An 11,614-nucleotide genomic window follows, 5' to 3' on the forward strand; every position below is an offset into this window, starting at 1 on the left:
CAGGAGAACATCTGGCTAGAACTATAGTCGCACCCGTTTCGCACCAGAAAAAGACCTGATTGCGACGGGCACCGCATTCCGTGCCTCAAGTGGCCGCCTCGGCGCCGCCGAGATACGCGTCGCGGATTCGGGGGTCGTCGCGGAGTTCGCGCGCCGGGCCGGACAGGACGATCCTGCCGGTTTGCAGCACATAGGCTTCATGCGCGATGTCCAGGGCGAGGCTGGCATTCTGCTCGACCATGAAGACCGAGACGCCCTCTCGGTTGATCGTGCGGATCAATTCCAGCACGCGATCGACGTAAAGCGGCGACAGGCCCATGGTCGGTTCGTCCATGACGATCATGCGCGGCCGGCTCATCAGCGCGCGCGCCATTGCGGCCATCTGCTGCTCGCCGCCGGACAAGGAGCCCGCGCGCTGCGACAGGCGCTGCCCGAGCTTCGGGAACAGCGTCAGCATCTTGTCGAGATCCTGCGCCACCGCGTCGCGGTCGTTGCGCACGAAGGCGCCCATCAGGATGTTCTCGCGCACACTCATGTCCGCAAACAGCCGCCGCGCCTCCGGCACCGAGGCGATGCCGCGACGGACGATCTGCGGCGTGGTCAGCCCGATCAGCGAGGCACCGTCGAACGACACCTCACCCGAACGCGGTTTGACGAGGCCGAGGATGATCTTCATCGTCGTCGACTTGCCGCTGGCATTGCCGCCGAGCAGACAGACGATGTGGCCGCGCGCGACCGTGATCGACAGGTCGAAATGCACCTGGGCCTGGCCGTAGAAGGTGTTGACGCCTGTGAGCGCCAACAGCGGTCCGGATGCGCTTGTCATGCCGCGCTCTCCTGCTCCGCCGTCCCCGACAGGCCATGACCGAGATAGGCCTCGATCACCTTGGGGTCGTTGCGCACCTCCTCGCCCGGACCTTCCGCGATCTTCCTGCCCTCGTCCATGACGATGACGCGGTCGGACAGGCGCATCACCATCTCCAGCTTGTGCTCGATCAGGAGGATGGTCAGCCCTTCCGCCTTCAGCTCGGCGATCAGCGCCTGCATCTCAGCGGTTTCGGTCGGGTTCATGCCGGCCGTCGGTTCGTCGAGCAGCAACAGGCGTGGCATCAGCGCGAGCGCGCGGGCGATCTCGACCCGGCGGCGGTTGGCGTAGGACAGGCTGTAGGCCGGCTGGTCGATCCGCGGCAGCAACCGCTCGCCGAAGCGGGCGAGGATCACCTTCACCTCCTCGCGCAGCCGCTCCTCCTCGACCTTGACGCTGGCCGGGCGCAGCAGCGCCAGGCCCAGTTCCAGCAGCGGGCCGATGACGGGCACAGCGGGCTTCACCGCCCGCAACCGCGTGTGCGCGCCGACCAGCACGTTGTCCATGACGCTGAGATTGCCGAACACGCGACCAAGTTGGAAGGTGCGCGCAATTCCCGCTGCAGCCAGGCGTTCCGGTGACAGGCCGGTGATGTCTCCACCTTCGAAGCCGACATGGCCGGCATCAGGCCGGTCAAGCCCGGTCACGAGGTTGAACAGCGTCGTCTTGCCCGCACCGTTCGGGCCGATGATGCTGACGAGCTCACCCCTGGCGAGGTCGAGATCGATGGCATCCACCGCGGTGAGGCCGCCAAAGCGGCGCGTGAGCCCGCGCAAGGACAGCATGGCGTGAAGCTGCTCCGCCATCAGATCGTCCCCAGCAGGCCCTGCGGCCTGAACCGCACGAGCAGCAGCAGCACGATGCCGTAGATCAGGATGCGGTACTCGGCCGCGATCCGGAAGACTTCCGGCAGGCCGACCAGCGCGACCGCTCCAACGATCGCGCCGACGACGTTGCCCAGTCCGCCAAGGATCACGACCGTCAGCGCCAGGATGGATTGCTGCGTGTTGAAGGTCTCGTGGTTGATGTAGGAATAAAGATGCGCGGCAATGCCGCCGCTGACGCCCGCCGCGAAGCCGCCGAAGATGAAGGCCAGCGACTTGTAGCGGTTCAGGCTGAGACCATAGGCGCGCGCGGCGATGTCGTCGTCGCGGATGGCGCGAAAGCTGCGGCCGAGATGCGAGCCGAGCAGCCGCCCCTGCAGCAGTGCCAGCACGACCATCACGACAAAGCTGAACCAGTAGATCGAGGCCGGGCTGATCAGGTCGTAGCCGAACAGCGACAGCGGCGGGATCCCGGAGATGCCGATCGGCCCGCGGGTGACGCTCTCCCAGTTCAGGATCACCAGTGAGACGATCTCGCCGATCGCGAGCGTCGCGATCGAGACATAGTGCCCACGCAGGCGGAACGACGGCGAGATCAGCAGCGTGCCGAGCGCGGCACTCATCAGTCCGCCGGCAATGATGGCGAGACCGACGGGAACGGACAAGGTCAGCGACAGCAGCGCGGAGGTATAGGCGCCGATCGCGAGCAACGCGGCATGCCCAAGCGACACCTGTCCGACCGTGCCGGCAACGAGCGTCAGGCTCAGCGCGAGCATGCCGAGCAGCCAGGCGTTGATCAGGGTCTGCAGCACGTAGAAGGACACCGGGAAGAACGGCAGGATCGCGAAGACGGCGGCCGTGACCAGCAACGCCCAGCGCGGAATGCGCAACGGACGGCTCGGCGCGATGAAGGTGCCGGTGAGCGGCTCGGGCGGCGCCTGGCGGGCGCTGGCAAACAGACCGTTCGGCCGCAGCACCAGCACGACGACCAGCAGCAGGAACGCGAACAGATTGCGATAGCTGGTGCCGAACACCGCGACGCCGTAGCTCTCGACGAGGCCAAGCAGCAGGCTGCCGACCACGGCGCCCGGCACATTGCCGGCGCCGCCGACCACTTCGGCAACGACGCCCTTGAGCGTCGCCTGCAGGCTCATCGCGGTGTCGATCTGGTTGTAGTACATGCCGACCAGCAGGCCGGAGACGCCGCCGAGCGCCGCGGCAATGCCGAACACCGCCTGATTGACGCGATTGACGTCGACGCCCATCTGCATCGCGGCGTCGCGATCCTGCGACGCAGCCCGCACCGCCCAGCCGAGCTTGCTGTAGCGCAGGAAGGCGAACAGCAGCAGCGCGCTGGTGAGGCCGACGCCGGCGATCAACAGATCGAGCGGGCCGATGGTGCCGCCACCGACCTGGAACCGCACATCCGGCAATTGGCTCGGCAGCGCGCGCGGATTGGGCGAGAAGGTCAGCATCACCAGCTGATCGAGCACGAAGCTGATGCCGATGGTGGCGAGCAGTGGCGCGATGCGCACCGAGTTCTGCAGTGGACGCAGGCCGAACCGCTCGATGATCAGCCCCACCAGCGCCGCCACCACCGCCACCAGGATGATGGTGAGCGGCAGCGGGGTATGCAGCTGCACCACCGCGACCCAGCCGATATAGGCGCCGACCAGATAGATCGAGCCCTGCGCGAAGTTGATCAGCCGGCTGACGCCGAAGATCAGCGCGAGCCCGACCGCAACAAGGGCGTACACATTACCGACGATCAGCCCGTTGATCGTGTAGTCGAGCCAGGAAGACACGCGATGGTCCTACTCAGAGAAAGAGCGCTTCAGCCGTCATGTCAGGTCGGCTTGCCGTCCCAAAGCGCGAACTGGCCCTTGCGCACGACGAGTTCGGCGTTCATGGCGCCCTTGACGCGGCGGGTCTCGACGTCGAACGTCGCGGTCCCGAAGATGACGCTCGAGACATCCTTCACCTTGGCGAAGGCGTCGCGGATGGCGCGCCGGTCGGTGCCACCGATCCTGAGGACGGCGGCCGCCATGTTCATCGCGTCATAGGAATAGGCGTTGAAGGCATCGGGCTCCAGCCCGTTGTATTTCTTCTTGAAGCCCGCGATGAATTTCTGCACCTCGGGGCGCGGGTCTTCCGGGAAGTAGCGCGTGCCGACATGGACGTCCTCGACCGCCTCGCCGCCGAGCTCGAGGAATTTCGGCGAGTAGACCGAGCTCGCGGCGCAGATCACCTGCTTCAGCCCGACCTGACGCGCCTGGCGCGCGATCAGCGCGCCGTCCGAGTAATAGGAAATCAGGATCAGCCCGTCCGGATTGGCGTCGCGGACGCGCACCAGCGTGGAACGGAAATCGCGCTCCTCCGCAATGTAGCCTTCGGTGACGGCGATCTCCGCGCCATGCTCCTTGGCCGCCTTGACGAAATAGTCGCGGCTGGTGCGGCCCCAGTCGGTGTTGAGATGAAGCACCGCGAGCTTCTTGAGGCCGAGGCGCTTGACGGCATAGGCCGCCAACAGCGGCTGCTCGTCGGCCTGGCTCACCGACGTGCTCCACATGAAATCGCCGCCCTTGGTGAAATCGGGATGCGAATTGGTGAAGCCGAACTGCACCAGGCCGCCGCGCTGATAGATCGGCGATGCCGCCATCGAGGCCGGGCTGGAGAAATCGCCGAGCTCCATGACAATGCCTGGATTGGAGACGAATTTCTGGGCGATCGCCACCGACTGGCGCGGGTCGCTCTGGCTGTCCTCGAATTGATAGGCGAGCTTGCGGCCATTGATGCCGCCGGCGGCGAGGATCTCGTCCAGCGCGAGGTCAAAGCCCTGCTTCCATTGCGTGCCATATTGCGCGTTCGGCCCGGTCAGCGGGCCGCTGACGCCGAGCAGGATCGGCTCGGAGGATTGCGCGAACGCCGCGCGCGAGAAGCTGGCTCCCGCCATCACGGCGGCGAGAGAGCCCTTGACCAGGGTACGACGATCGATGTTGCTCATGTCCGGCTCCATCCAGATGTGGTGATCAATTGGCAATTCTTGTGCCAGTGAGGTTGCCTATTTCGAGGGCTCGCCGAGCGACAGCATCAGCCGGTTCGCCCAGTTGAAGAACGACGCGCCGTTGATGACGTCGACGATCTCGGCGTCGTCGAGACCGGCGCGGCGCAGCTCCTCGATATTGTTAGGACCGAACGCGATTGGCGTCGCCGCCAGCGCCACCGATGCCTTGACCACGGCGTTCCAGCGCTCGCCGAGATCGGCCTTGATGCCTTCGTCGAGCAGGCGCTGCACATCCTCGCGGCGCCTGGAATAGGTGCTGGCAAATCGCGCATGCACGGAGGCGCAGTAAATGCAGCCATTGTAGCGCGAGGTCGCAGCCGCCGCGAGCTCGCGCTCGGCGCGCGGCAGGCCATCGGCGACGTTATAAAAGATGTCCTTGTCGGTTTTGGTGCGGGCTTCCAGCACTTCGGGATCGCGCACCAGCAGGCGGAAATATTCCGACTTGGCCCGCGCGCGATCGACGAGACCGGCGAAATGCCGCTCGGTCAGGTCAGGCTCGGGCAGCGGATCAATCCAGGACACCCAGCCGAGCTCGTCCTGGGTGAACACGACGGGCGGATTGACGGTGTTTGCGGTGCTCATGATGCAGTCTCCTTACGCGCCGGCCGCGGCGTTCGTGGTGCGCCCGAACGAGGCGCCGAGCACCCGGAGGCCAGTGACGACGCGCACCTGGAACGACAGGAACGCAACCAGCTGCGAGAACGTGACGATGCCGGTGTCCGACCAGCCGGCGGCCTGCAGCGTCTTCATGTCTGAAGACGCCGCATCACGTGGGCGGAATACCAGAAGATGCGCATGTTCCAGCGCTGCGGCGAGCTTGGCGCCGAGAACGGATTTGCCCGCCGCACTCACGCGGTAGATCAACCCGGCCGCGTTCTCGACCGACAACGGGCCAGCCGGAAACGCACCATACGGACCCGACGTCTTGCCGTGCGCGATCTCGGCCTTGATCGCATCCCACAGGGCCGCTCCACCCGCGCTCGCTGAAAGCTTCTCGCGGTAGAAGGCGGCGACAGGGGACTCACCGTGGAGGCCGACCACGAAGGCCGCGACCGCGGCGCGTTCGGCAAGCGAAAAATCGCTGGCGTCGATCGGCTCGAACAGAGAGAGATAGCTCTTCTGTGCGTTCTCGCGCGCCTGCAAGCGGCGGGCGCGGATGCCGTCCAGGGCCGAGCCCGATTCGATCCCGGCCAGCGTGTCGATGATATCCTTCGTACTCATCATTCAGCCTCGTGCAATTCCGTCAGAAGTCGCGACTAGCCCGCCAGCGCGACGTCAGCCGCCGCCGTTCGGACCCAGCCCAGCGCCGGCGCGACCTTGGCCGCGACGAGCTCGATCGAGCGCAAGATATGAGGATGCGGGGCATCGACCGAATGCGCCTGGAAGACGAGATCAGTCACCCGCTCCAGCGTGGCGTCGGTGCGGAGCGAGGCGATGACCTCGTCGGCCGCGCCGACATGGGTGTCGAAGGCCTCGATCATCTCCTCCAGCGTGTCGCCCGGAGGAAGGTGACCGCCCTTCATAAATTGCGGCAGCGCGCGGCGCAATCCGATGTCTGCGAGGCGCATCGCCTCGCGATGATCGTCGGCGACGAAGACACTGCGTGAGGCCATGATGCGCGGCTCGCATCCCGACGGCAGCGCTGCGAGATAAGCATCGATGATCGGATTCTGGATCTCGGCAAGGGTCGCCTTCGGCGCCTCTTTGGTCCGCGGCTGGGTGCGCGACAACAGGAGGCCATCGCCCGCCTTGCCGGCGCGGGCACCGCCCGCGACCGAGAATGTCGCCTGCCAGATGCGCCTGTCCAATTCCGGCCGCTGCGGATAGAGCGTGTCACCCCCGTCGAGCGGCTTGCCGACCAGGGCCCTGCGGACGATGTCGAGATTGCGGGCAAAGATCTCGTTGCGCTGGGTGCTGTCGAGGCCGAAGGCGGCAAAGGCCGTCGGATTGCCGCCGGTGCCGACGCCGAGTTCGAACCGCCCTTTGCAAAGCAGATCGAGCACGGCGGCGTCCTCCGCCACCCTCACCGCGCTCTCCAATGGGAGCGTGACGATCCCGGTGCCGAGGCGAATGCGCGAGGTCTGTGCGGCGACGTAGCCGAGAAAGGCGAAGGGCGACGGCAGGCCGCCCTCGCGCTCATGGAAATGGTGCTGCGCGATCCACGCCGAATCGAGGCCGGCCTTCTCCGCACGGACGATCTGCTCGGCCGCGAAGCGGTAGCGGTCGGCGGGTGGCGCCTCGTCGAGCAGCCGCGTGAAGAACCCCAGCCGTTTCAGGTTTGCAAGACGTTTCATAGGACTCCGGTCGGGGCGAGAATTGCCTCCGCCCGATGATGTCGGTTGCCGCTGCCAAGGACAAGCGGGCATTGCGCAAGGCTGCCCGCCGGAATAGCCCCGAGCGCGGCTGGGCAGACTGCCTACCAGTTCGGCAGAAGGTCGAGCCGGCCCGTCGCTGCGATCGGCTTCACGGCTTCGAGTATCCGGGCATGCGGTCCCGGCGTGATTTCGATCTTGATCGTCTCAGCCGAGGCATCAGCCGACCAGGCGGCAAGCAAGGGTGCGAGGAGCAGGACGGGACGAGATGACATGTCATTCTCCGAGGAATTGAGGTCGTCGTATCGCCCGCATCGCCGGTGAAATCAATGAAATGGAAATTCAAAATTGCTGCAGCAGCGGAACATAGATCTTGCCGCGACGATGAAAAGAGATGGAACCGGGTGGGGTGGCTCCGCCAGCCCATCATGATCGGCGATTGCAGATTTTCCTGCTTGGATCACACGGCTGAGCGGCGGCCTTGTCGCAATGAGAGCCCGGCGCGGCCACGGCACCAGTAACGCCTCAACGGCTGACGCAGCCTACCGCCATTGCTTCTCCTCGGCCGTCCAGGCCCAGCCCGGCAGCCGGCCTTCCCGACTGAACGCGGTGACGATGTTGTCCAGGAGTCGCGAGACGTTGTTGTCGAAATTGTTGTAGGGCAGCGACTGGCTGAAGGCGATCGAGCCGGTCGAGAACACGGCGCCATTGTTCGGGGCGGTGAAGTAGACCATGTCGGCGCGCACGCGGTAATCATGCGAGCCGGACAGTCCGGGATAGGGATAGAGGATCTCCTCGACCACGGTCTGGTAGTTGTCGCTGTGCCCGCCCGACGAGGCGACAATCAATGAATGCGGCGGCGTGCCGAGCGCGAGGTCGTAGCGGTCGATCTCCAGTCCGCCGGCCGCGCCGTGGGCGAGGCCGAAGTCGCCGATGATCTCGCCTTCGATTCCCTTGAATATCCAGTCGGCACGACGATGCCAGCTGTCGGGCATCCGGCGGAACGGACGCGAGGAGTCGAATCCTTCCGAGATGAAGCCGACGCCGAGCACCTTTTGCGGCGGGCGTCCGAGATCCTTCCACAGCCCGCTCTTCTGCCCGGTGGTGGCGAGATAATATTCGCCGGGACGCGCCTGCCAGGCCCGCATGCCGGAATTGAGCTTGCGGACCTCCATGCACCAGGGATCGTCGCGGTGGTAGCCGACGTTCCAGTAGTAGCCGTTGCCGCCGAGATAGATGAAGCGGCCGCCGCCGGCGATGTAGTCCTCGGTCGCGTTCAGGATCGCCTCGGAAATGTATTCCGGATGGGTGCCGCTGAGCACGACGCGATACGGCTTGAGCAGCGCCTCGCCCTCGCGGTGCAGATCCTCCTCGGTGACGACGTCATAGGCATGGCCGACATGTTCGAGCCAGGCGATGATCGAGAGGTCGGCTGGAAACTGCCAGGTCACGCCCATCGACGACATCCGTGCCTTCGGCCGCATGTTGAGGATCGGCCGGCGGTAGGTCGAGTAGCAGACCCCTGCCCCGTCGCCGTGATGATCGTAGAGCGAGAGGCCAAACTCGGCGGTCTCGTACAGCTCGATATCGTGCTGCGAGACGATCGGCGATTGCCCGGCCAACGGCTGCATGATCTCGGCGTCGAAGCTCAGATGCTCGTTGGCGTAAGCGAGGTAGCTGCCGGTCGGCACCAGGAACAGGATCGGCGCGGTCGGCCGCTGCGGGCGGACGAAGAACACGATGTATTCCTCGCGCAGGCCCTTGCCGTCGCCGACGCGCAGCCGATAGGCGTAGGCGCCGCTGCGCAAGGGCGGCACCTTCAGCCGCTTCGTCAGCTCCCATTTGCAGTCGATGATCGCATCGTCGTGGAATTCGATGCCGCCATACTGCTGGGGCGCGAGGCGATAGCAGTCGTCCCAGCCATTCCAGTTGAAGCCGGTCTGGCCGCGCACCGGGCGGTTATAGCCCTCGGCATCAAGATTGTATGGTCCGGTGTCGATCACGCGATCGCCGATGCCCTTGTCGGTGTAGCCGAGCGTCGTGTCCCAGAACGCCATTTGCCCGCTTGCCGGTGCCGTTCCGGTGCTGCGGAACTGATCGAGCTCCTGCCGCGTCAACACACGGTCGAACACCGCGGGGCGATCGAGCTTGCCGTTCAGGCATTGCGTGACGAATTGACCGCGCAGCGAATGGAAATCCTGCGCGCCGGCGAGGATGAAGGGAACATCAGGCGGATTGACCGGGCGGAAGCGCAGCGTCTCGCGCACATGGGAGCGGAAATCGACATTGGCGACCTTGCTGAGCAGGCTGTTATAGCGGTTGGCGACGCCTTCCTGATAGAGCGTGGCGACGCCGGTCGTGGCGTCGAAGGTCGCGGCGACGAAGTACCAGTTGCTCTTCAACAGCGGCACCTCGCCGTCGAGATAGTCGACCTCGCTGCCGTCGCCATAGCCGAACTCGAGCAGTCCATCCGGATTGAGCCACAGCCCATAGCCGCGATTGCCGAACGCGTCCCAGCGGCCCATCAGGCACTGGCGTTTGCCGTGGCCGGGCGCGTTCGGATAGACGAAGGTCGCGAGCGTGAAGCTGCCGTCGAGCGCGAGGCGTCCGTCGGGATCGGCGACCGTCAGGAACGAGCCGACCTGGGTGTATTGCTTGCGAACGGTCCAACTGCCGTTCAGGTCGCATTCGATTTCCTGCTCGCGATAGCCGGGACCGGCGGGATGCGCGTCGCCATGGATCAGGCGCACCAGTTGCGCCTCGACGGCCGTGGTACCGTCGGCATGCACATAGAATCCGATGTCGTCGCCGGGCTTGACCGAGATCTTGTCGGCATACCCAAAGATTTTTTGCTCGGCCATGGTCGGTTACGGGTCTCGCAGAATGAAATTGACGATCTAGCTTTCGAGCAGGTCCTGCACGCGGCGCAGGAACAGCGCGTGGTAGGCCTCATCTGACGTGGCGTAGTTGCGGTCCTCGACCACGCGCGGCGCGGTGCCGCGATGGCCGGACAGCGCGACGATGCGGTAGGCCCTGAATTCCTCCAGCACCATGATCGCGTATTTGTCGACCTGGCCCTGCCTGCGGAAATAGATCAGGAGCCGCTCCAGCGCCTCGCTGTGCTGGCCGAGCGGACGGCTGCGGTGCTCCTCGATCACGGCATCGGTGACGAGGCGCTTGAGGAAATCGCGCTGCATCTTGTCGAAGCGGCGGAAATAGATCTGGTCTTTGTCTTCGGTCTCGGTGGCTTCTTCCGGTAACATCTCTCCGCCTTTCTCCGCGCGGGTGGCTCGCCGCTCGCTCTTCTTCTTGTCGCGCCAGGTCCGGAACTGGCGCTTGATGCCGAACAGGCCCTCGCGCAGGAACAGCACGACGCCGAGCATGATCGCGCCAATCAGCATGTAGCGCAGCGGGCCGAGATCGATCAGCACGCGGTCGATGAACACCACGATGGCGGTGCCAGCGACGGCGCCTTCGGAGCGCCCGATGCCGCCGATCACCAGCATCGCGAGCGACAGCAGCACGGTGTCGAAGGAGAACAAATTGGGCGACGCGCCGCCGAAATGGCAGGCATAGAAGCCGCCGATGAAGCCGAGCGCGGTCGAGGAAATCAGGAACACCATGATGCGGGCGCGGACGAAATCAACGCCGCAGGCCTGCGCAAACGCCTCGCGCTTCTCCGGCGCCATGCGCAGCACGCGGCCGAGCCGCTTGCCGTCGATGAAGCGGTAGACGACCAGCGCGAACACCATCAGCGCCAGCGCCGCGTAGTAGCTGAACAGCAGCCGCGGCATCTGGCCGAGGCTCGCCGGCAGATAGCTCGGCGCGCCGTAGAGCCCGCCGGTTGCGGAGCCGAACTCACGCGATTGCACGACATAGACCCGGCAGAGCTCGACCACGCCGAGCGTCAGCAGCGCGTAGTAGAAGCCGTCGAGCCGCATCGCCGGCAGACCGATGATCAGGCCGAAGGCGAGCCCGATCAACGCGCCGATCAGCGGCAGCATCCACCAGGGCAGACCGAGCTGGATCGCCAGATAAGTGGTGCCGTAGGCGGCGGCGCCGACCACGGCATAGCTCGCCAGCGAGTAGATGCTCGCCGTGCCGATGATCAGCATCCAGCACAGATTGATCGCCGAATAGATTCCGAACACGGCGGCTGCGCTCATCACCGTGTTCCAGCCGGCGCTGGGAACGACGGCGGGAGCGAGGATCATGGCGATGAAGGCGAGCGTCCACCAGATCGGCCGCTTGTCGACGATGGTCTTCTCGCGACGCTTGGTCTTCGGATTGTATTCGCCGCGGATCTGCAGCACGCGCCGACGCGTCGGCCAGTAGCGCGTGCGCCACCACAGCGCCCCGCCATGGCCGGGCCATTTGTAGTAGTAGCGCAGCCGGCCGACGGGATACAGGCGCGGCTTGAAGGCGCGCGTCTCGTTCCAGGTGACCTGGTGCGACAGATGCGGATTAGTCGCGGCCTCGCGCGCCGGCGCTTCCGGATAGTGGCAATCGGTCGGATCGATCCAGGTGGGTTGGGCGGTGTCGGTCATCG

General features: G+C 65.4%; 10 protein-coding genes. All 10 read right to left on the reverse strand.

The window, feature by feature from the left end; all coding sequences use genetic code 11:
* Positions 1-85: 85 nt before the first annotated feature.
* The 10 genes from JQ604_RS09040 to JQ604_RS09085 all read right to left on the reverse strand — a co-directional run bounded on the left by JQ604_RS09040 (position 86) and on the right by JQ604_RS09085 (position 11,612).
* Positions 86-826, reverse strand: a complete 741-nt coding sequence (locus JQ604_RS09040; RefSeq protein ID WP_212355620.1) for an ABC transporter ATP-binding protein — start codon at positions 824-826, stop codon at positions 86-88.
* A complete protein-coding gene (locus tag JQ604_RS09045) occupies positions 823-1,671 on the reverse strand; it encodes an ABC transporter ATP-binding protein (protein WP_212355622.1) in 849 nt (282 codons plus the stop codon). Before JQ604_RS09045 ends, JQ604_RS09040 begins: the two co-directional genes overlap by 4 nt.
* The gene (locus tag JQ604_RS09050; protein ID WP_212355625.1) at positions 1,671-3,494 is read right to left on the reverse strand and encodes an ABC transporter permease; all 1,824 of its coding nucleotides are present in this window, start codon (positions 3,492-3,494) and stop codon (positions 1,671-1,673) included. Before JQ604_RS09050 ends, JQ604_RS09045 begins: the two co-directional genes overlap by 1 nt.
* A 41-nt stretch (positions 3,495-3,535) precedes the next feature.
* The gene (locus tag JQ604_RS09055; RefSeq protein ID WP_212355627.1) at positions 3,536-4,693 is read right to left on the reverse strand and encodes an ABC transporter substrate-binding protein; all 1,158 of its coding nucleotides are present in this window, start codon (positions 4,691-4,693) and stop codon (positions 3,536-3,538) included.
* Between the two features lie 57 nt (positions 4,694-4,750).
* Positions 4,751-5,335 (reverse strand): alkylhydroperoxidase domain protein, encoded by a 585-nt coding sequence (locus JQ604_RS09060; protein ID WP_212355630.1) that lies wholly within the window; start codon positions 5,333-5,335, stop codon positions 4,751-4,753.
* Between the two features lie 12 nt (positions 5,336-5,347).
* Positions 5,348-5,974, reverse strand: coding sequence for a CMD domain protein (locus JQ604_RS09065; protein WP_212355634.1), 627 nt, complete (start codon positions 5,972-5,974; stop codon positions 5,348-5,350).
* 35 nt (positions 5,975-6,009) lie between these two features.
* The gene (locus JQ604_RS09070) at positions 6,010-7,047 is read right to left on the reverse strand and encodes a putative FMN-dependent luciferase-like monooxygenase (RefSeq protein WP_212355637.1); all 1,038 of its coding nucleotides are present in this window, start codon (positions 7,045-7,047) and stop codon (positions 6,010-6,012) included.
* Between the two features lie 122 nt (positions 7,048-7,169).
* Positions 7,170-7,340: a hypothetical protein gene (locus JQ604_RS09075; RefSeq protein ID WP_433996232.1), complete on the reverse strand. Its 171-nt coding sequence runs from the start codon at positions 7,338-7,340 to the stop codon at positions 7,170-7,172.
* A 267-nt stretch (positions 7,341-7,607) separates the two neighbouring features.
* Positions 7,608-9,926 carry a LamG domain-containing protein gene (locus JQ604_RS09080; RefSeq protein ID WP_212355640.1) on the reverse strand — a complete coding sequence of 773 codons (2,319 nt, stop codon included), beginning with the start codon at positions 9,924-9,926 and terminating at the stop codon, positions 7,608-7,610.
* A gap of 36 nt (positions 9,927-9,962) precedes the next feature.
* A complete protein-coding gene (locus JQ604_RS09085; RefSeq protein ID WP_212355643.1) occupies positions 9,963-11,612 on the reverse strand; it encodes a branched-chain amino acid ABC transporter permease in 1,650 nt (549 codons plus the stop codon).
* Positions 11,613-11,614: the final 2 nt, after the last annotated feature.

Source organism: Bradyrhizobium jicamae, from assembly GCF_018130695.1.
In the GTDB taxonomy this organism is placed as follows: domain Bacteria; phylum Pseudomonadota; class Alphaproteobacteria; order Rhizobiales; family Xanthobacteraceae; genus Bradyrhizobium; species Bradyrhizobium jicamae_B.